The following is a 20,079-nucleotide window of genomic DNA, read 5'->3' as shown; positions in this document are numbered from 1 at the left end:
AATGGCTGGCGTCGGAAATATTGGCAAGATCCCCGAGCTGCGCAAAAGAGTTCTGTTCTCTTTGATGATGCTGGCGGTTTACCGGATCGGTTGCGCCATTCCGACTCCCGGCATCGACGGCGCTGCCTTGTCCGCGTTTTTTCAAAACACCGACATCCCGTTGCTGGGCCTGGTCAACATGTTCAGCGGCGGCGCCCTGGAGCGCATGAGCATCTTCGCCCTGGGCATCATGCCCTACATCAGCGCCAGCATCATCCTCGATCTGCTGACGGTGGTGGTGCCCCGGCTGGCCGAACTGAAGAAAGAAGGCCAGGAAGGGCGCAAGAAGATAACGCAATACGCGCGTTACGGCACGGTGTTGCTGTCGTTGGTCCAGGGCATGGGCATTGCCATCGGCCTGGAGTCGATGACCGCGCCCAACGGCGCGCTGGTGGTGCCCGAGGCCGGCTGGGGCTTCCGGTTGATGACCATGATCACCCTGACCTCGGGCACGGCCTTCATCATGTGGCTGGGCGAGCAGATCACCGAGCGGGGCATCGGCAACGGCATCAGTCTGATTATCTTCGCCGGCATCGTGGCCAGCCTGCCAGCGGCCATCTTCAACACCTTCCGCATGGTGCGCGTTGGCGAGGTCAGCGTGTTCATGCTGCTGGTGCTGGTGCTGGTGATGGTGGCGGTGGTGGCGGCGATCTGCTTCGTGGAGCAGGGCCAGCGGCGCATCCCGGTGCAGTACGCCAAGCGGGTGGTGGGCCGGCGCGTTTATGGCGGCCAGACCACCCATCTGCCGCTGAAGATCAATACCGCGGGCGTCATCCCGCCGATCTTCGCCAGCAGCATCATCATGTTCCCGGCCACGATCGCCCAGTTCGTCAACGTGCCGATCGTGCAGCAGTTTGCCGCGGCCATGACCCCCGATGGCTGGATGTACAACATCCTCTACGTGGGCATGATCGTTTTCTTCTGCTACTTCTACACGGCCGTGACCTTCAATCCGACCGATGTGGCCGACAACATGAAGAAATACGGCGGGTTCATTCCGGGCATCCGCCCCGGCAAGCGCACCGCCGACTATATCGACCGCGTGCTGACCCGTCTGACCCTGGGTGGGGCGGCCTACATCTCGGCGGTGTGCGTGTTGCCCACGCTGCTGATCACCCAGTTTAACGTGCCCTTTTATTTCGGCGGCACGGCCTTGCTCATCGTCGTCGGCGTCTCGCTGGACACCATGTCGCAGATCGAGAGCCACCTGATGAGCCGGCACTACGAAAGCCTGATGAAAAAGGGCGTGATCAAGGGCAGATAAGACGACGCCTTCTTCACGGAGGCCGGCATATTGATATTAAAGTCTTTTTACGAATGGAGCGCGTCATGAATCTGATTCTGTTGGGCCCTCCGGGCGCTGGCAAAGGCACTCAGGCTAAGAAGTTGATCGACGCTTACGGCATTCCCCAGATTTCCACGGGCGACATGCTGCGCGAGGCGGTCAAGAATCAGACTCCTCTGGGCATCGAAGCGAAAAAATTCATGGACGCCGGCAAGCTGGTCACCGACGAGATCGTCATCGGCCTGGCCAAGGACCGCATGGCTCAGCCCGACTGCGCCAAAGGCTTCATGCTCGACGGTTTCCCGCGGACCGTGCCCCAGGCCGAGGCCCTGGACAAGGTTCTGGCCGAGATGAACCGCAAGATCGATCACGTGGTCAGCATTGAGGTGCCCAGCAGCGAGCTTTTGGGCCGCCTGACCGGTCGCCGCACCTGCAAGGCCTGCGGCTCGGGCTTCCACGTGATGTTCGATCCGCCCAAGACCGAGGGCAAGTGCGACAAGTGCGGCGGCGAGCTGTATCAGCGCGACGACGACAACGAGGCCACCGTGTCCAACCGCTTGAAGGTCTACGACGACCAGACCAAGCCGTTGATCGACTATTATCAGCAAAAGGGCCTGTTGCGGCCCATCCAGGGCGTGGGCTCGATCGACGATATCTTTGGTCGCATCAAGGCGGTCCTGGGCTAAAGCATAGAGAGCCGGCAGCCCATGATCATAATCAAAAGCGCCAGCGAACTGGAGTTGATGCGTCAAGCCAACCAGATCGTTGGACAGGTTCTTCAGGCCGTCAGCCGGATGGTGGCGCCTGGGGTCACGACGGCCCAACTCGACCGCGCGGCCGAGGAAATGTGCCGTCAAATGGGCTGCCGGCCCGCGTTCAAAGGCTATAACGGCTATCCGTTCGCGCTGTGTTGCTCGGTCAACGAAGAAGTCGTGCACGGTTTTCCCGGTGAGCGGGCCCTGCGCGAAGGCGACATCATCTCCATGGATTTTGGGGTGATCAAGGACGGCTTCTACGGCGATTCGGCCACCACGGTCGCCGTGGGCCAGGTCAGCCCGGAGGCGCGCAAGCTCATGGACGCCACGCGCCGCGCCTTGGAGGCGGGCATCGAGCAAGCCAGGCCCGGCAACCGCCTGGGCGACATTTCGGCGGCGGTGCAACGGGTGGCCGAGGAGGCCGGTTTCAGCGTGGTGCGACAGTTTGTGGGGCACGGCATTGGCCGGGCCCTGCATGAAGAGCCCCAGGTGCCCAATTACGGAGCGCCGGGCAAGGGCGTCAAACTCAAGGCCGGCATGGTGCTGGCCATCGAACCCATGGTCAACGTCGGCGCTTATGGGGTGAAAATTCTCTCCGACGGCTGGACGGCGGTGACCGTGGACGGTAAACTTTCGGCCCACTATGAGCATACGGTGGCCATCACCGAGGATGGCCCCCGCATTCTGAGTTTGCCGTAAGGGGCCGACAGCCACCTAGGCGAAAAGGGCCTGTTATGGCGTATCGCCGTGTGCGCGGCGCGCTGGCATAAAGAAGGTTAGGCTCATGAAAGTGCGAGCATCAGTCAAAAAGATCTGCAAAGACTGCAAGATCATCAAACGCAACGGCGTTGTCCGGGTCGTCTGCAAAAAGAACCCACGCCATAATCAGCGTCAGGGTTAAGGAGGGATCGCGTGGCACGCATCGCAGGGATCGATTTGCCCCGCAACAAACGCATCGAAGTGGCGCTGACCTATATCTATGGCATCGGGCCGTCCACATCGAAGAGGATTCTTGACGCCGCCGGCGTCAACCCCGACACCAAGAGCGACGCGCTCAACAGTGAAGAGGTAAACCGCATCCGCCAGGTCATCGACGAAGCCTACAAGGTTGAGGGCGATCTGCGCCGCGAGGTGTCGATGAACATCAAGCGGCTGATGGACCTGGGATGCTACCGCGGTCTGCGGCATCGTCGTGGCTTGCCGGTTCGCGGCCAGCGCACGCGGACCAACGCCCGCACCCGTAAGGGCCCCAGCCGGGCCGTGGTCGGTAAGAGGAAGAAATAATGGCCAAAGCGCAGAAAAGGAACGTCCGCAAGCGCAAGGAACGCAAAAACGTTCCCACGGGCGTCGTGCACATTCAGTCGACATTCAATAACACGATTGTGACCATCTGCGATCAGCAGGGCGCCACCATCTCCTGGTCGTCTTCGGGCGTGCAGGGGTTCAAGGGCTCGCGCAAGTCGACGCCGTTCGCCGCCCAGCTGGCCGCCGAGGACGCCGCCAAAAAGGCCATGGAACACGGCATGCGCACGGTCGAGGTGAACGTCAAGGGCCCGGGCGCCGGTCGTGAAGCCGCTCTGCGCGCCATCAACAACGCCGGGTTGAACGTATCCATCATCCGCGACGTGACTCCAGTGCCCCACAATGGTTGCCGTCCGCCCAAGCGGCGTCGCGTCTAGGCCCCCAGGGTCTTTTGCTTTACGGAGGAACTGTCTTGGCACGATATAGAGGTTCCGTCTGCCGCCTGTGCCGCCGCGAGATGCAAAAATTGTATCTCAAGGGCGACCGCTGCTACGGTGACAAATGCGCTGTGGAAAGACGCACCTATCCCCCGGGCCAGCACGGCCAGGGCCGGCGCGGCAAAGCCAGCGACTACGGCATTCAGCTTCGCGAAAAACAAAAAGTCAAGCGCATGTATGGCCTGGCCGAAAACCAATTCCGCCTGACCTACAAACGCGCCTCCAGCATGCATGGCGTCACTGGCCACAACCTGCTCCAGCTTCTGGAGCGGCGGCTCGATAACGTCGTGTTTCGGCTTGGCTTCGCCAACAGCCGCACCCAGGCCCGTCAGTGGGTCCGTCATAGCCACTTCACCGTCAATGGCCACAAGGTCAACATTCCTTCGGCCCTGGTGAAGGCCGGCGACGTCGTCGCCGTGGTCCAGACCAGCCGCGAGCTGGGTCAGCTCAAGGAAGCCATGGAAGCGGTGGCCCGGCGCACCATTCCCGGCTGGCTGGAACTGGATGTGAAGGACCTCAGCGGCACGGTCAAAGCCTTGCCCACTCGCGAGGAGCTGACCATGCCCATGCAGGAGCAGCTCATCGTGGAGCTCTACTCCCGCTAGCGCCTGGAAACCCGACTCTAGGGAGAAGCCATGGAGAGGAATTGGAGAGAGCTTATCAAGCCCTCACGGCTACAAATTGACGAAGAAATTCATACTAGCCGGTATGGAAAATTCTCGTGCGAACCCCTGGAGCGGGGCTTCGGCCATACCATTGGCAACGCCCTGCGGCGCATCTTGATTTCTTCTTTGCAAGGCGCGGCGGTCACTAACCTGCGCATGGAAGGCGTGCTTCACGAGTTCTCCACTATCCCCGGCGTTCTGGAGGATGTCACCGACATCATCCTGAATCTGAAGGGCATCCAGCTGCGCTACCTGGGGTTCGACTCCACCACCATGACCATCAGCGCCCAAGGCGAGGGCGTGGTCAAGGCCGGAGACATCAAAACGCCGCCCGATGTGGAGATACTCAACCCCGAGCACCACATCGCCACCCTCAGCCCCGAAGGGCGGCTGGAGGCCGAACTGACCGTGCGCACGGGCAAGGGCTATGTCACCGCCGAGCGGAACAAGTCCCCCGAGGACCCTATCGGCTATATCGCCATAGATTCGGCCTTTTCGCCGATCACCAAGGTCAGTTATGTCGTGACCCAGGCCCGTGTCGGCCAGATCACCGACTACGACAAGCTGACCCTGGAGGTCCACACCAACGGCGCGGTCAGGCCGGAGGACGCCGTGGCTTACGCCGCTAAAATCCTCAAGGAGCAGTTGCAGATTTTCATCAACTTCCCCGAGGAGCCCGAACCTACCCACGAGGAGGAGCGGGAAGAGCCCAGGCTCAACGAAAATCTGTTCCGCACCGTCGACGAGCTGGAACTGAGCGTGCGTAGCGCCAATTGCCTCAAGAACGCCGACATCAAATACATTGGCGAACTGGTGCAGCGCAGCGAGGCCGAAATGCTCAAAACCAAGAACTTCGGCCGCAAGTCGCTCAACGAAATCAAAGAGATGCTCACCGATATGGGCCTGTCTCTGGGCATGAAGCTCGACGGCTTCCCCGCCAGGGACGATTTGGAAAACAGGGATAGAGAAAAATGAAACACCGCACGCTTACCAGGAAGCTCTCCCGCGACTCGGCCCATCGCAAGGCCATGATGCGCAATCTGGTGACCGCGCTCTTTGAGCATGACAAAGTGGAGACTACCCACGCCAAGGCCAAAGAGCTGAAAAAGGCCGCCGACAAGATGATCACCCTGGCCAAACGCGGCGATCTGCACGCCCGCCGCCTGGCCGAGGCCTATATGCACAGCCACACCGTCTGCGGCAAGCTCTTCGCCGAGGCCAAGGATCGTTATCAGCAGCGCTCCGGCGGCTATGTGCGGGTGGTGGCCACCCGCGTGCGCCGTGGCGACGCCGCCCCCATGGCCATCGTCGAGCTGGTTTCGGCCTCCGAAAGCAAATAGCGCCGCGCGTTTTCGGCGCCAAGGTCAGACCGCCTGCCGCCCGCTTCGTCGGGCGCGGGCGGTTTGTTATTTGGCGGCCTCGGCCAAGAAACGCTGCAATTCCTGAAGCACCAGGCCGCGCTCGTCGTCGACCCAGGGATTGTGCGGATAGCCGGGCAACAGGGCCAGCCGCGCCGACATGCGCCGCGCCAGGCGCTCGAGCGCCGAGGCCGCGATGAAAAAATCATCTTCGGCGGCGATAACCAGCCGGGGCCGCGCGCCGGCCGCCGCCCGAGCCCGGGCCAGGCCCAGGCCCATCTCGATCATCACCCGCGCCGGTTCGGCCACCATGCGCGCCAGGTTGGCCCGTAGCTCGGCCACGGGGATGCGTGGATGGAACAACCGCCGGGCCATGGCCTCGTCGGCGATGCGCAAAGGGCGGCCCAAAAACGTGCCCGTCGTGGCCAGGGGGTAGGCGGCCATCAGGCGCAGTAGGCCCAGCAGCGGCAGCCCGCCGCCGGGCAGCGGACAGATCAGCGCCGCCGGCAGATCGCGTGTCTCCAGGAGCTTTTGGACGATCCAGCCGCCCAGCGAATGGCCGATCAACGCCGGCGCGCCGATGGCCTCCACGCAACGGCCCACGTAGTCGGCGTAGTGTTTGATGCTGGTCATGGCCGGCAAGGCCCAGACGTCGGCGCCGTGGCCGGGCAGATCCAGCAGATGGACGCGCCAGCCCGTCGCGGTCAAACCGGGGGTCAGCGACTCCCAGCACCAAGCGCCATGCCAGGCCCCGTGGACCAGCAAGACGTCGCCGCCGCTGGCGCTGGGGTTGAGGCAGGTCGTGCGGGGTGGGGTGGTCTCAAAGGGGCCGGCCATGCTATGAGCCTTTCTCGCCGGAAGCGTCGCGGCACAGGCGGGCCACGATACGCTGGGCGTAGGCGTGTTCATCCAGAAGGGCCGAGCGCGGGCGCAGTTCGCCTAGCTTCATTGTCAGAAAATTCAGCCGCTTGATGGCGATGTAACGGGCCTTTTCGTCGGGCGCGGCGACCAGCAGCTCCTCGGTGCGGGCGATCTCGCCGCGCAGTTCTACCTCGGGCGGGATGAAGCCGGCGTTTTTGAGCACGTGGTGGGCCATGCGCAGGTCTTCCGGGACCATGGCGTCGTCTTCAAAGTCCAGTGGTTGGCCCAGGCCGGGCAGATCGTCCATCTCGCCGCGTTCGACGGCCTGCCTGATCTTTTCCTCGGCCAGCTTGGCGAAAAAGCCCAAGGCCATGGCGGCGCTCCGGTGCGGGCGGCTTAGCCGCCCAGGTTGGACATCTGACAGCCGGTGGCGGCGACGTCGGCCGGCTGATGCTGGTGACGGCTGGGTTTGCGCCGGGCGGCCAGGGCTAGCAGGGCGCTGATCTGACGGTCGTCGACCCCGGAGCGCAGCGTGGGCCGTAGAGCGATGGTTTCGTCGCTGAACAGGCAGGGGGCCAGCCGACCGTCGGCGGTGAGGCGCAGACGGTTGCAGGTGGCGCAGAAATGGCTGGATATGGCGCTGATCACGCCGACTTCGCCACGGCCGCCGGGCAGGGCGAAGCGTTGGGCCGGCCCGTCGGCCGGATCGTGGTCGATGGCCGCCAGGGAGCCCAACGCGGCCAACCGTCCCAGCACCTCGTCGGAGCTGATGAAGCGCTCGGGCCGATAGCGGGTCAGTCGGCCCACGGGCATGTATTCGATGAAACGCACGGCCACGCCCAGTTGAGCGGCCAGGCGGGCGAAGTCGGCGACCTCGTCGTCGTTCAAGCCGGCCAGGGGCACCGTGTTGACCTTGACCCGCAGGCCACCCTGGGCCACGGCGGCGCGGATGCCGCCCAGCACCGCGTCCAGGGCGCGGGGGCCGGCCTGGGGCGGCAGGCCGCTGATGGCGGCGAAGCGGTCGGGCCTCAGGGTGTCCAGGCTGACGTTGACGGCGCTGACGCCGCCAGCCAGCAGCCAGGGCAGGGCCGCGCTCAGAAAAAAGCCGTTGGTGGTCAGGCGGATATCTGGCCGGGGCTGGATGCTCGAGAGCTTATCGAGCAAAACTGGCAAGTTGCGCCGCAGCAATGGCTCGCCGCCGGTCAGGCGGATCTTGTCTACGCCCATGGCCACGGCCACGCGGGCCACGCGGGCGATTTCCTCCAGGCTGAGGATGTCGTCGTGGGGGATCTTGTCCACGCCGCCGGGCGGCATGCAATAAATACAGCGAAAATTGCAGCGGTCGGTCAGCGATACGCGCAGATAATTGAGCATGCGGCCGTGGCCGTCGACGAGCATCTCGTCGGGCTGGATGAAACGGCTCTTTCCGCCGGGTTTGGCCATGTGGTCCTCGCGGGGGGGCTTTAAGGGATTGTAGCCGCCGCGGGCCCCGCCGTCAACGGCCGACCATGATCTGGCACTGCTCCACGAACTGGGTCAGGCGTTCGTATTCGTCCAGCAGGTTATGGTCGTATTGGGTCTTGGGCGTCTTGGCCAGGTATTGCCGCCGTAGGTAGGGTTGGTCGAGGTAGCGCACGCAGATGCGCAGCAGCTTGCGCATGACTTTGGGATGCTGGGCGGCCAGTTCTTCGCCCTCGGTGCCCAAAAAATGATTGAGGATGACCAGGATCTGCGCGTGTTGCAGCTTGCGCCCCTCGGAGTCAGAGCGGGTGCGCACCAGACGCTCCAGCAGGCGGAGTCGGTGGGACAGGCGCAATTCGGCCAGCAAGGTCTGGGCTTCTTGGGCCAATTCTTCGTGGCGGGTCAAATCCTCGGCGTGGGTCGGTTCGCCAAGGAACTTCAAAACCACTTTGAGGATGCGATCGAAGTGGTCGGGGCTGTAGTCGGCGATCTGGAAGCGGTTTTTTTGCAGCCAGGCGACCAGAAAGCGCAGCCGGTCGTCGATGGCGCCGGTGGAGGAGATCACCTCGCGGCCGCGATAGACGATGTCGCCCTGATACTCGCCGCGCACGATGTCGTTTAGTTGCAGCAGGCGATCCTGGTTGAGGCCCAGCACGTCCACTTCGCCCAGGACTCTGCCGTTGACCGGATGGATCAGCTCCTGGGCCAGCACCGAGCAGGCGCGGTCTTCCATGACGTTGTCGACGTGATAGGCGTGCTGCTGATAACGCACGCGCAGGATGACCACCTGGCGGGCCGGATCGAGGAAAAAGCCCTCCTGGCGGATGCGCGCCAGGCGTTCGGGATCACAGGCGGCGGCCTGAACCAGGGCGACCTTTTCCACGCGAGGCAACGAGTTGTGCGCGCCATGGCTGGTCAGGGTGGTGATGGCTCGGTCGCTCTGACCCAGCACCTTGATGATGAAGCGCTCGCGGCGCTGCATCAGGCGGCGGGCGAACAAGGCCGCCGAGGTGTGGCGCTCGCCGCAGATGGGCATGCCGGTCTGCTCCATCAGGAAGCGATAGACGAACAGGCGGTTGGCGGCGTATCTTTCGTTGTCGCCAGGGCTGAACTTGCCGATATGCCGGCCGAAGCGCTTGATCTCGCCGTCCAGGTCCGAGGGCAGGGAGGCGAACACGCCCAGCATGCGGAATTCGCCGCTGGCGTCGCGGGCCAGGACGTGGGCGCGGTCCATGTGCGTGACCAACTCGAAAATGTCGGGGTAGTTGGCCAGGGGAGTCACCGCCCGGCGGCCGATGATCCGCTCCATGCGGCCCCAAAGGTTGCGCGGCAGCCGGCCGCGAAAGGCTTGGCGGTTGGCGGCGGCCAGGCTGGGGTCGCTGGGCCGGCCCTCGGGCGTGAGCAGATCGAACTGAAAACCTTCGTCCTGATAACTTAACGGACGGTCGAAGACGACCATGCTGAAGGCCGGCAGGCTGGTGTGCTCGATCAGCGGAGAATCCAGGGGCGGGGCCAACTCGCGCGGCTCGACCAGGGGGTAGTCGGGGCCGTAGGCGGCGATAAGTCCGCCGTCGATGTGCAGAAAATCCAGGGCCTGACGCAGATGATCAAAGTCGACGGCCTCGGCGCTGGCGGCGAAATAGTCCCACAAGGGCGTCTGGTTGATTATTACTTCCTGGAAAGCCCGCTTTCGTTGGCTCATGGCGCTCCCGTGGGCCAAATTGTTGATATTCTATAGCAGAAGGCTTTTCCCCCGTCAACGGGACGTTAATTGCGCGACCCGCCTCCGGCCGTCGGTGGGGCGATGGCGGCCAGATAATTATGCGTCGGACCGTTGACAAGCCAAGCGGCATCTGATAGATAATGACCCGCGCTTGGGGCTATAGCTCAGCTGGGAGAGCGCTTGACTGGCAGTCAAGAGGTCAGGGGTTCGAGCCCCCTTAGCTCCACCAAGTACGAAAAGCCAAGGGCCACGGATGATCAATCCGTGGCCCTTTCGCCGTTGGCGTGGCGGCGTTCGACGCCGAACGGAAACGACGATGAATGCCTGTTGCCTTTGGCCAGGTGGACGGCTAAAATCCGCTGTGAATTCAGCCGCCCACCTGCCCGGCGTGGCCGCTCCGTCGTGAAAGGTAAAAGCGCCGTCATGACCACGGTAACCTCGATCCGCGACCTCTTCGCCGCCAAGGCTCTGGCCGATATCCCCAAGATTCTCACCTTGCAGGATCGCAACCGTCACAGCCCCACCCATGGCTGCTTCGACCGCAACCACTGGCACTACAAAATCATCGATTTTCCCTGCGGTATGTCCCAGGAGTTCGTCTACCCTCTGGCGCTGGTGTACGCCCTGGATCTGCCCGACAACCCGTGGCGCGGCCAAGAGGCCCTGCGACAGTGGGTGCGGGCCGGCATCGGCTTCGCGGCGGCCTCGGCCCACGCCGATGGCTCGTGCGACGATTATTACCCCTTTGAAAAGGCCTTGGGCGCGGCGGCGTTCACCCTGCTGGCCTTTGCCGAGAGCATGCTGCTGCTGGGCCTGGACGACGATGATCTGCTGCGTTTTGTCGAAAAACGGGCGGTCTGGCTGGCCCAACGCCAGGAGTCGGGCCAGCTGTCCAACCATCAGGCCCTGGTCGCGCTGGGCCTGGCCAAGAGCGCCGAGCTATTGGGCACGGAGCGCTTCGAAACGGCCATTGAAGAACGGGTCAGGCAGTTGCTCGCGTGGCGGCGCGCCGAGGGCTGGTTTCCCGAATACGACGGTTGCGACCCCGGTTATCTGACGTTGACCATCGCCTATCTGGCTGATCTGGATCGCCTGCGCCCAGGGCTGGGGCTACGCGAGCCCCTGCGCCAAGCCATCGATTTCGTGGCCCAACTCATGCACCCCGACGGCACGTTGGGCGGCGAATATTGCAGCCGCAACACCTATAATTATTTTCCGCACGGCTTCGAGCTGGCCGGCCGCTGGCATCCGCCGGCCTTGGATCTCAACACCCGCTTCGCGCGCGCCTTGCGCGGCGGCCTGGAGGCCTGCCACGGCGACGACCACATCCTGGGCCATCACGTGATCAACTATCTGCTGACCTGGCGCGATTTCGTGGAGCAGCGGCCCGAACCCGGCCCCCGGCCCCAGGGGCGGCTGTGGTTTGCCGAGGCGGGGCTGCTGGTGGAGCGGCGCTCTGGCTACGAGCTTTACGCCGGCCTGAACAAGGGCGGGGCCTTCAAGCTATTCAAGGATGACGCCTTGGCGATCAGCGACAGCCAGCTTTCGGTGGTGGAACGCCGGGGCAAAAAGGCGCGCAACGCCGTGGGTCATATGTGCGGCGACTACGACCTGGAGTTGAGCGACGATGCAATCAGCGTGGCCGGCCACCTGAGTTGGGCCAAGCAGAGCCTGATGACCACCACCAGGTTGCTAATTCTGCGCTTGGGCATGCTCAGCGTGGGACGGCTGGCCCCGGACTTGGTGCGCCGTGTGTTGCAGCGACTGTTGATCGTTGGCCGGCGAGAGTCGCCGCACCGCTTTCGGCGGGTGTTTCGCTTCGCGGACGGCGGCTGGACGATAACCGACGAGCTGAACTGCCCGGATTGGTCGGCGGTGGAGCGAGTGGCCATCGGCTGCGATCAGACATCGATCTACATCGCCATGAGCCGCACCTATCAGCAAGGCCAGCTCCAGGAGTGGCTGGAGCTGATCCCTGGCCAGCCACGACCGGCCGACGGCCAGGCCCTGCGGCTGGAAAGGCGTTTATGACATGAAGCGGCTGATCGCCATCGTCATCAGCCTGGGCCTGTTGGCGGCCATCTACAGCCTTATCGACCTGGACGCATTCATCGCCGTCGTGCTGCATTGCCGGGGCGGCTTGCTGCTGGTCGGCCTGGCCATGGTCGCGCCGATCACCGTGTTTACGGCGTGGCGTTTTTTGCTGTTGGTGCCTCGTTGGGCCAACGTTGGCCTGGGCGAGGCGCTCAAGCTGGTGCTGGCGGCCAGCACGCTCAACATGGTCTTGCCCTCCAAGATCGGCGATCTGTCCAAGGCCTATTTCATGCGCAACAAAGGCCACATGACCGGCCCGGCGGCCCTCAGCGTGGTGCTTTTTGAAAAGCTCTGCGACGTGCTTTCGCTGCTTAGCTGGTGCTTGGTGGGGCTTTTGGTGCTGCAAAGCGCCGACGCCGTGGTGCGTGGGCTGGGCGTGGCGGCGGCCTGCTTGTGGGTGATCGGGCTGTCGCTATTGGTCAGCCGGCGTTTGGCCGGGCTGTTTTTCGGCCTGGCCCGGCTGATCCCCTGGGCCAAGGCGCGGGAATTCATTGGGCGCACCGAACAGTCGTGGAGCGTCATGCAGCGGCAGTTGGCCGCCTCGCCGGCGGCCGGCCTGCGGGTGGCCCTGGCCTCGCTGGCGCTGTGGTTGATGCATCTGTTGCAGATCTGGCTGTTTATCCTGGCCCTCAACGCCCAGGTGGGCCTGGTGGTCAGCTTCAGCCTGACGGCCCTGGCCATCTTCGCGGGGCTGCTGCCCTTTTCGTTCGCCGGCGTCGGCGCGCGGGACGCGGCGTTGATCTACCTCTACGCCGGCTATTTCAGCCCGGCCGTCGGCGCGGCCTTGGGGCTGTTGTGCACCATGCGTTACGTCATGCCCGCCCTGGCCGGTCTGCCTTTTATTGCGGCCTACATGCGCGCGGCCCCGGGCGGCTCGCCATCGGCCGGGGCCTAGCCCAAGCCACCGCCCAATTCCTGCCCACGCTGGGCCCGCTGGACCTCGGCCAACATCCGACGCTGGGTCGAAAAACAGCTGAGCACCAAGCCGGTGAACCAGCACTGGAAGGCCACGAAGGCCAGCACGGCGGCCACCACCAGGCTGGGCACGTGGGCCCGCGAAGTGCCGCCCCAGTACAACACCAGCCAGCGCACGGCCAGAAACGTCGAGCCTACAAAGGGCGCCGCGCCCAAAAAGCTGAAAAAATGGAACGGCCGATAAAAGACCAGCGAGCGGACGATGGTGGCCATGGAGCGCTTGACGTAGCTGGGCACGCTCTTGACCAGGCGCGATTGGCGCGACACGGGGTTGGTGCGGATGGGCACCGAAACGATTTCCATGTTTTCGGCGCCGGCCTGGATGATCGTCTCCAGGGTGTAGGTGTAGTTGTCGAAAACATTGAGGCAGAGCGCGGTCTTGCGGTTCATGGCCCGGAAGCCGCTGGGCGCGTCGGGGATGTCGGTTCCGCTGGCCTTGCGCACGACCCAACTGCCCAGCATTTGCAGGAAGCGCTTGACCGCCGAAAAGTCCGTCGTTTCGCGGATGGGCCGTGCGCCGATGACGAAATCGGCTTGGCCGTTGATGATCGGCTGGATCAGCTTGGGGATGTCGCCGGCGTTGTATTGGTTGTCGGCGTCGGTGTTGACGATGATGTCGGCCCCGGCGCGCAGGGAGGCGTTGAGTCCGGCCATGAAGGCGCGGGCCAGGCCCTTGTTGGGTTTGAGGCTGACCACGTGGTCGGCCCCGGCGGCTTTGGCCGCGGCCACGGTGCCGTCGGTGGAGCCGTCGTCGATGATGAGCCATTCGATGGTGTCCACGCCGGGCAGTCGCCGGGGCAGACAGGCCAGGGTCTCGGCGATGTTTGCTTCTTCGTTGTAGCAGGGGATCTGGATTATCAGTTTCATCGGATCGCCACCACTTGCGGGTTGTTCGGAGGGACTTGGCGTCGCGTGGCCCGGTCTGGCCTGGGCGGCGCGCGCAGGATCAACTTTTCCACCGACCACCACCAGCGTGGTTCGCCGGTGTCCAGCGACAGTTCCAGATAGCGTGCTTTCAGGCCGTTTTCCAGGTGATAGGCGGTCACCGCGCCGGACTGGGCCAGCAGGGCCTGGCCGCTGAAGGCCAGGGGGCCGGCGGGCGTGATCTCCACGACGCGCCAGGTGTGGCCGTCGTCGGAGGCGCGGGCCGCCAGGCCACGGGCAAAATCTTTGTAGGCGCTGGGGCAGTGCAACTCCAGCCAGCGCACGGGTTGGCTGAGGCCCAGGTCGATGACCAGTGCGCCGCCCTGGTTTTGCGGGCCACCCGAGGACCATGGCCCGTCGCCGGGGCCAGCGCCGGTCAGGGCCGCGGCCCGCCGGGGGTCGCTGGCCGAACTCACCGCCGCTGGCTCGATACGTGGCCCCAGGCGCTGGCCCAGTAAATTAAACGCCACCAGCCGGCCGGCCCGGCGCTCCTCGAAGATGAAGCCCCAGCGCTCCAGGCCCAGACGGGCCGCCGGGGCCTCGGCGGCCTCCAAGACCACCACCGTTCCCGGAGCGGGGTCCAACCTCGGCCAATGGCCAAGCTCCATGGTTTGGGCCCCGGTGTTGTCGTATGGTTGGCTCAGGCTGATCCAGGGCTCGTGGTCCAGGCGAAGGCGCAAGACGGCCGCGGCCCAGGCGTCGGCATAGACGCGCTTTGGCTTCAGCGCGGCCACGACCCGCGTCAGCTCGTCGGCGGTCTGGGCCCAATCGGTCGCGCGCTGGCCCGGCCCGGCGGGGCCCCAGAGCAACACTTCGCGCACCGACCAGGGATGCCTGGCCGGGCCCAGGTGCGTAAAGCGCAGATAACGGATCGACCGCGCCGGCCACCAGCTCTCCACCCGGCCATGGAAAAGGCGCAAAAACGGATGGGGGCCGGAGACGTAAAAGGGGCCGCGATAGTGCGCGGCCTGGGCCAAGGTGCAATATCCAACGCCGTCGATCGAGGCCTCGATGCGCAGCCCGGCTGGGGTCTGGGCGTGATCGGCCGGGATGAGGCCGACGCCCGTGATGGCGTGGGCCGCGCCCAAATCCAGGACAAAGCCTTGATCTGGCGCGGCGTTGGCCGGCGTCTGGAAGCCGGTGGCCAGGTCGTTGTCATTTAGCGCCCGGCGTAGGTCAAGGCCATCCAGGCTAGCGGCCCGCCAGTTCCGGCGTTCCAGCAGTCGGCCCTTGTCCGGTTGGGCAAAACCCCACCGGCCTGGTTGGCCGGCCACTGGCGCGGTTTTGTGGGCCAGGCCTAACAGCCCCGGCGCGTCGGCCAGAAAATCGCCATAAAACAGCGGATCAGCCATGGCGTCGACATGGTGGGCGTGCATGGGTTTGCGCGCGGCCCAGGGGTGCACGGCCAGGGGGTCGCCGTCGGTGTAATAGCCTATCAGCCAGCTATCCAGGGCGTACAGGCCCGCGACGCCGGCCTGGCGCAGTTGCCGCGCCTGTTCTTGGCAAAGCTGGTTTTCGGCGTATTGCCGGGAGGGCGGCAAAAACAGCGGCAGCCCGTGATAGGTGTAGCGCGGGTAGCCACTTACGCTGACGCCAATTATCAAGGCCAGACAGGCCCATAAGGCCCAGGTCCGCCAGCGCGCCGCCCAAGAGGCCGCCAGTCCCCAGCAAAAGGGCAAGGCCAGATACCACGGCAGTAGATAGGCCTGACGATAGGAGGCCAGGGCCAAGCCATAGACCGAAAAAAGCAAAACGGCCAGGTTGACCGCGGCCACCAGCGGCGGCAAGGCGGCCTCGCGGGGGCGGCCGCGCAGACCGCGCCACGACAGCGCGCCCATGCCCACGGCCATAAGCATGGCCACGGCGGCGTAGGCCCAAAAGCGCGGTGAGCCAACAAACAGCTCGTCACCGCTGATCTTGGTGTTGAAGCCCACGATGATGGGCAGCGAGTTGAACAAAAAGGCCTTCAGGTTGGGCGGCAGATAATGCCAGCCAAAGACCGAGGCCAGCTGTTTTTTGTAGGTCAGATCGTGCAATGCGTAATAGCAGAGCACGGGCAGGCCGCCCAGCAGGCCGCCGCCGCAAAAGGCCGCCAGGTTCAGCGGCCGCACGCGCCGCCAGGCCGTGACCAGCAAAAATGCCGCGCAGGCCAAAAACACGCACACCGTCTGTGGATTGGTGTAAAGGCCGGCCCCGGCGGCCAGGCCCCACCAAAAGGCCTGGCCCGCGCTCCAGCGAGGGGCTTGGCTCAGCCGCACGGTTTGCAGCAGCAAAAGGGCGCTCAGGACGACGTCGAGGGAATAATGGGTCTGGGCGTAGCCGGAATACAGCAGCCACAGCGACGGAGGGACGGCCATGAAAGCCAGGCCCGCCAGCACGCCCGGCGGGTCGAGCACGCGGATCAACGCGCGGTGCACCACCACCATGACGATCAGCGAGAACAGCGGCGGCCAAAGGTTGAGGATGTAGGACGACGGCCCGAACAGAAAAATCAGCGGGGCGCTGAGCATGGCGTCGTAGGTGCCGAAAAAATTCTTGCCCAGCAGAAAAAAAGGAAAATTGCCGTGCAGGAACTCCTCGGCCGTGGAGCCGATAAGGGCGTTTTCGCCCGACAGGCGGCCGCAAGCGTAACGGGCCAAGCGCAGGCCCACCGCCACGGCGTAGAGGGCGATGACCATTGCCCGATAACGTTTCGGCGCGATTGCCGGCGCCGGCCGCTCCTCGGCCGGGGCGCTGTTTTGACTCATGACGCGGCTGTGGTCCTTGGGGCAGGCCATGACCGTGACATCGCCACCGTTTGCGTGCAGCATAGCGCAGTTCGCCCCAACGGTCTAGCGCAGAACCAGCTCCTGGACCGACCACCACCACGGGCAATGGTTGGGGGCCAGGGCCAGGCGCAGATGGCGCGTGGTCACGCCAGGTCCGAGGCTGAAGATATTGACCGCGCCGCCACGGCGCAGCAACATCTGCCCGCTGAAGAACAGTGGTCCGGCCGGCGCGAGGGGCGTGGGTCGCCAGGCGCGGCCGTCGTCGGAGACCCACGCCGTCAGCGCGCGGGGGTAGTCTTGGGCGAAATCGGGGGTGCGCAGCTCCACCAGCCGCACCAGGCGCGGCCGGCCCAGGTCGATATCCAGCGCGCCGCCGGCGCTTTGCGGGCCGTTGGTGCTCCAGGGCGTTCGGCCGCCGGGGTGGGCTAGTTGGGCGGCGGCCGCGGGCGAGAGCCGCGAGCTGATCGCGCGGGGCTCGATGACCGGGCGGGCCGGTGGATTGCCAAGGGCGAAGGCCCGTAATCGGCCGGCAGACGCCTCCGTGAACGGCAAGCCCAGCAGCTCCAGGGCGCGGCGGGTGGCGGCGGCCTCTGGCCGATCGACGACCACCAACGAGCCCCGCCCGGCGATCAGCTCCGGCCATTGCGCCAGGGGCGGATCGGGCCGGCTTTCGTTGTGGAAGCCGTGGGCCAGGCTGATCCACGGCGGCGCGTCCGCGCTGGTGCGCGCCACCGCCGCCGCCCAGGTGTCGGCGTAGACCCGCGCGGGCTTGAGCCGGCCGACCAGCCGGCGCAAGGCCACGGCGCTGGACGACCAGTCGGCGTCTGGCCCGGCGGCCGGCCCGGGGCCCCAGAGCAGAACCTCGCGCGCGGACCAGGGCCGGTTGGAGCGGCCAAGGTGGCTGATCCTGATCTGGCGGACTAGGCAAGGCCGCCAATAGCTTTCGACCCTGGGATGACGCAGTTTGAGCACCGGATGGGGCCCGGACATATAGAACGGCCCGACGTAGCCGTGGCTTTGGGCCAGAGGGAAAAAGACGTGGCCGTCGAGCGAGCCCTCGATGGTCAGGCCCTTGGGCGTTTCGACATAACCTTGCGGGATCAGGGCCAGGCCGCTGACCGTCTGGGCCGCGCCCAAATCCAGGACGAAACCCTGGCCCGGCCCGGCTGGACCGGCGGTCTGGAAGCCGCTGGCCAAATCGCCATCGCCGAGGGCGTCGCCCAGGTCTTGGCCGTTCAGACTTCGGGCCCGCCAAGCGTGGCGCTCCAGCAAAAGGCCCTTGTCGGGCTGGGCAAAACCCCAGCGCGACAGTCGACCGCCCACGGTGGCGATTTTGTGCTTCAGGCCCAGCAAAGTCGTCGAGGAAGCGATATCCACGCCATAAAACAACGGATCAAGGCTGGCGTCGACCCGGTGGGCGTCCTCGTTTTTGCGCGGCTGCCACGGATGCACCGCCAACGGGTCGCCATTGCCGTAAAAGCCCAGGAGCCAACTGTTTTCGGCGTAGACATGGTGGGCCCCGGCCCGGCGCAAAAGCTCCGCCGCCTCCAAGTAATCGCGGTTTTGCCGGGCCTGGATGGCCGGCGAAAGAAACAGCGGGTAGACATTGGGCCGGAAGGCGGCGTAACCGCCGACGTTTATGCCTATGGTCAGGGCCGTCAACAAGCCGGCGGCGATCTTGGCGCGTGGTTCGAACCAGGTGACCACCAGGCCCAGGGCGGCGGGCAAGACCAGGTACAGCGACATGAGATAGGCCTGCTGGCTGCCATGCAGAAAAAGGCCATAGTGGCTAGTGAGCAAAATGACCACATACACCGCCGCCACCAGGGGAAACAGCAGCGCCAGGCGGGGGCGGCCCCGCAGACCACGCTGGATCAACCCGCCAAGGCCCGCGCAGACCACCGCCAGCAAAAGCAGATACAAGCCAAACCAAGGCGAAGCGGGGCTCAGGCTTCCCCCCGTGGGCGGAGTGTTGAAGCCCAGGATAATGGGCAGGGCGTTGGTCCACAGCTCGTGGAAATGCTTGGCCACGTAGCCCCAGGAAAAGACGTTGATCTTGTCGGCGTAGGCGGTTTGGGCCGTGAGCAGATAGTAGAGCAGGGGCAGGCCGCCCAGCAGGCCGCCGCCGCAAAAGGCGACCAGATTCAGCGGCCGCACGCGTCGCCAGGACGTGGCCAGCAAAAAGGCCGCGCAGGCCAAAAATACGCCCACCGTCTGGGCGTTGCCGTAGAGCCCGGCCCCGGCGGCCAGGCCCCACAAAAATGTCTGGCCCGCGCCCCAGTGCTCGGCCTCGGACAGGCGCGCGGTCTGGAGCATCAGCAGGGCGCTGAGCAGCACGCCCAGAGTGTAGTGAGTCTGGGCGTAGCCGCAGTAGTGCAGCCAGAAAGCCGGCGGGATGGCCAGAAAAGCCAGGCCCGTCAGCACGCCCCAGGGGCCGACCACGCGTTGGAGTAGCCGGTGAACGACGATCATGGCCCCCAGGGTGTAGAGCGGCGACCATAGATTGAGGATGTACGACGACGGCCCGAGGAAATGCAGAAGCGGGACCATGGGCAACACGTCATAGACGCCCATGAAGTCCTTGCCCATCAGGAACAGGGGAAAGTCGCCCCGCAGAAATTGTTCGGCCGTGCTGCCGACCAAGCCGTTTTCGGCCGATAGCCGGGCCGAAAGGAAACGGGCCACGCGTAGGCCCACGGCCGCGGCGTAGATCATGCCTACCACGGCCAGATAATATTTGGGGCCGGTTGCCAACGCCGGTCGCTCTGGGGCTGGGGCGCTATCCTGGTTCATGAGCGATAATGGCTTCCGCGGCTGTTTTCGCACAAAAAAACCGGACCCGTCGGGCCAATCATGGCTCGGCGAACGCGGCGCGCCGATTATACTCCCGCGGCGGGCGGCGCGCCTGGTCCGAGATCAACGAATGAAGTAGCCCACCACGCGCCAGACGCCGTCGGCCTCGCGGCGCAGGGTCAGTGTCTCCATTGCCCGCGCCTTGTGAGCAAAGCTGGAATCGAAGGTCAGAACCAGGTATTGACCATCCGGCGCGCCGGGCAATTGCTCGTAGGCGCGCCGCGACGTCTCCTGGCGGGCCGATTTTTCGCCCAACGGGCGGCGCGCCTGTTCCAGCAGCGACTCCCAGGCCTGGGCGGTCATCGCATCACGTATCAACTCGCCGGTCGCGCTCCAGGCCTGCCGATAGTCGCCGCCATCCACCAACGCCAGCCACTCCGTGGCTGCGCGGCCGGCCTGGTCCTGGGCCGACCGCGCCGGCAAGGGGCCGGCCAGGCAAAGCGCCATGGTCAATGAGCAAATCAGGGCGGCCCAATAGCCGCGTTTCGCTGACGCGTTCATGTCGTCACTCCGTCACAAGCGGGGCCATGGCCCCTCTGCTCCCATGCGCCAAGCCATCGCGCGCCCATCGCGCGGGCC

At 65.0% G+C, this 20,079-nt stretch carries 19 protein-coding genes and 1 tRNA gene; 12 read left to right on the top strand and 8 right to left on the bottom strand.

Translation table 11 applies throughout. The annotated features are described in order from the left end of the window. Position 1: 1 nt before the first annotated feature. From secY to rplQ, 9 genes are all read left to right on the top strand, one after another. Entirely contained in the window at positions 2–1,303 is a 1,302-nt protein-coding gene (gene secY, locus DEBA_RS14560; protein WP_043814624.1) for a preprotein translocase subunit SecY, read from the top strand. 65 nt (positions 1,304–1,368) lie between these two features. After that, positions 1,369–2,010 (top strand): adenylate kinase, encoded by a 642-nt coding sequence (locus tag DEBA_RS14555; protein ID WP_013259708.1) that lies wholly within the window; start codon positions 1,369–1,371, stop codon positions 2,008–2,010. A gap of 21 nt (positions 2,011–2,031) precedes the next feature. Further along, complete coding sequence (map, locus tag DEBA_RS14550) at positions 2,032–2,778, top strand: type I methionyl aminopeptidase (RefSeq protein WP_013259707.1); 747 nt, start codon at positions 2,032–2,034, stop codon at positions 2,776–2,778. A gap of 85 nt (positions 2,779–2,863) precedes the next feature. Next, a complete protein-coding gene (gene rpmJ / locus DEBA_RS17910; RefSeq protein WP_013259706.1) occupies positions 2,864–2,980 on the top strand; it encodes a 50S ribosomal protein L36 in 117 nt (38 codons plus the stop codon). Between the two features lie 11 nt (positions 2,981–2,991). Further along, the gene (gene rpsM / locus DEBA_RS14545; RefSeq protein ID WP_013259705.1) at positions 2,992–3,363 is read left to right on the top strand and encodes a 30S ribosomal protein S13; all 372 of its coding nucleotides are present in this window, start codon (positions 2,992–2,994) and stop codon (positions 3,361–3,363) included. Further along, the gene (gene rpsK, locus DEBA_RS14540) at positions 3,363–3,758 is read left to right on the top strand and encodes a 30S ribosomal protein S11 (protein WP_013259704.1); all 396 of its coding nucleotides are present in this window, start codon (positions 3,363–3,365) and stop codon (positions 3,756–3,758) included. Before rpsM ends, rpsK begins: the two co-directional genes overlap by 1 nt. Before the next feature lie 35 nt (positions 3,759–3,793). After that, positions 3,794–4,423 (top strand): 30S ribosomal protein S4, encoded by a 630-nt coding sequence (gene rpsD / locus DEBA_RS14535; RefSeq protein WP_013259703.1) that lies wholly within the window; start codon positions 3,794–3,796, stop codon positions 4,421–4,423. A 30-nt stretch (positions 4,424–4,453) separates the two neighbouring features. Beyond that, complete coding sequence (locus tag DEBA_RS14530; protein ID WP_013259702.1) at positions 4,454–5,458, top strand: DNA-directed RNA polymerase subunit alpha; 1,005 nt, start codon at positions 4,454–4,456, stop codon at positions 5,456–5,458. After that, positions 5,455–5,823 (top strand): 50S ribosomal protein L17, encoded by a 369-nt coding sequence (gene rplQ / locus DEBA_RS14525; RefSeq protein WP_013259701.1) that lies wholly within the window; start codon positions 5,455–5,457, stop codon positions 5,821–5,823. The genes DEBA_RS14530 and rplQ overlap by 4 nt, the downstream gene beginning before the upstream one ends. A 66-nt stretch (positions 5,824–5,889) precedes the next feature. On the opposite strand, the gene DEBA_RS17395 is transcribed toward rplQ, so the two are convergent. From DEBA_RS17395 to DEBA_RS14505, 4 genes are read right to left on the bottom strand one after another with little or no spacing between them, the layout of a single operon-like run. Beyond that, positions 5,890–6,678, bottom strand: a complete 789-nt coding sequence (locus tag DEBA_RS17395) for an alpha/beta hydrolase (protein WP_013259700.1) — start codon at positions 6,676–6,678, stop codon at positions 5,890–5,892. Position 6,679: 1 nt separating this feature from the next. Then, positions 6,680–7,075, bottom strand: a complete 396-nt coding sequence (locus DEBA_RS14515) for a DnaJ family domain-containing protein (RefSeq protein ID WP_013259699.1) — start codon at positions 7,073–7,075, stop codon at positions 6,680–6,682. 23 nt (positions 7,076–7,098) lie between these two features. Next, entirely contained in the window at positions 7,099–8,145 is a 1,047-nt protein-coding gene (moaA, locus tag DEBA_RS14510; RefSeq protein ID WP_013259698.1) for a GTP 3',8-cyclase MoaA, read from the bottom strand. Between the two features lie 52 nt (positions 8,146–8,197). After that, entirely contained in the window at positions 8,198–9,865 is a 1,668-nt protein-coding gene (locus tag DEBA_RS14505; protein WP_013259697.1) for a hypothetical protein, read from the bottom strand. Between the two features lie 174 nt (positions 9,866–10,039). Between DEBA_RS14505 and DEBA_RS14500 the strand changes: the two genes are divergently transcribed. From DEBA_RS14500 to DEBA_RS14490, 3 genes are all read left to right on the top strand, one after another. Next, positions 10,040–10,115 (top strand) — tRNA-Ala (locus DEBA_RS14500). 194 nt (positions 10,116–10,309) lie between these two features. Further along, positions 10,310–11,917, top strand: coding sequence for a hypothetical protein (locus DEBA_RS14495; protein WP_013259696.1), 1,608 nt, complete (start codon positions 10,310–10,312; stop codon positions 11,915–11,917). A 1-nt stretch (position 11,918) separates the two neighbouring features. Continuing rightward, positions 11,919–12,875 carry a lysylphosphatidylglycerol synthase transmembrane domain-containing protein gene (locus tag DEBA_RS14490; RefSeq protein ID WP_013259695.1) on the top strand — a complete coding sequence of 319 codons (957 nt, stop codon included), beginning with the start codon at positions 11,919–11,921 and terminating at the stop codon, positions 12,873–12,875. On the opposite strand, the gene DEBA_RS14485 is transcribed toward DEBA_RS14490, so the two are convergent. The 4 genes from DEBA_RS14485 to DEBA_RS14470 all read right to left on the bottom strand — a co-directional run bounded on the left by DEBA_RS14485 (position 12,872) and on the right by DEBA_RS14470 (position 20,001). Further along, positions 12,872–13,822: a glycosyltransferase family 2 protein gene (locus DEBA_RS14485; RefSeq protein WP_013259694.1), complete on the bottom strand. Its 951-nt coding sequence runs from the start codon at positions 13,820–13,822 to the stop codon at positions 12,872–12,874. The two genes, DEBA_RS14490 and DEBA_RS14485, sit on opposite strands and share 4 nt — an antisense overlap. Continuing rightward, complete coding sequence (locus tag DEBA_RS14480) at positions 13,819–16,689, bottom strand: hypothetical protein (RefSeq protein ID WP_148227886.1); 2,871 nt, start codon at positions 16,687–16,689, stop codon at positions 13,819–13,821. The genes DEBA_RS14485 and DEBA_RS14480 overlap by 4 nt, the downstream gene beginning before the upstream one ends. Before the next feature lie 21 nt (positions 16,690–16,710). Continuing rightward, the gene (locus DEBA_RS14475; RefSeq protein ID WP_013259692.1) at positions 16,711–19,440 is read right to left on the bottom strand and encodes a discoidin domain-containing protein; all 2,730 of its coding nucleotides are present in this window, start codon (positions 19,438–19,440) and stop codon (positions 16,711–16,713) included. Between the two features lie 123 nt (positions 19,441–19,563). Then, entirely contained in the window at positions 19,564–20,001 is a 438-nt protein-coding gene (locus tag DEBA_RS14470) for a DUF4019 domain-containing protein (RefSeq protein ID WP_013259691.1), read from the bottom strand. Positions 20,002–20,079 lie beyond the last annotated feature (78 nt).

Source organism: Desulfarculus baarsii DSM 2075 (genome assembly GCF_000143965.1).
Lineage (GTDB): Bacteria > Desulfobacterota > Desulfarculia > Desulfarculales > Desulfarculaceae > Desulfarculus > Desulfarculus baarsii.
Note: the sequence above shows the minus strand (reverse complement) of the source record. Positions and strands in the feature narration are given on the sequence as shown.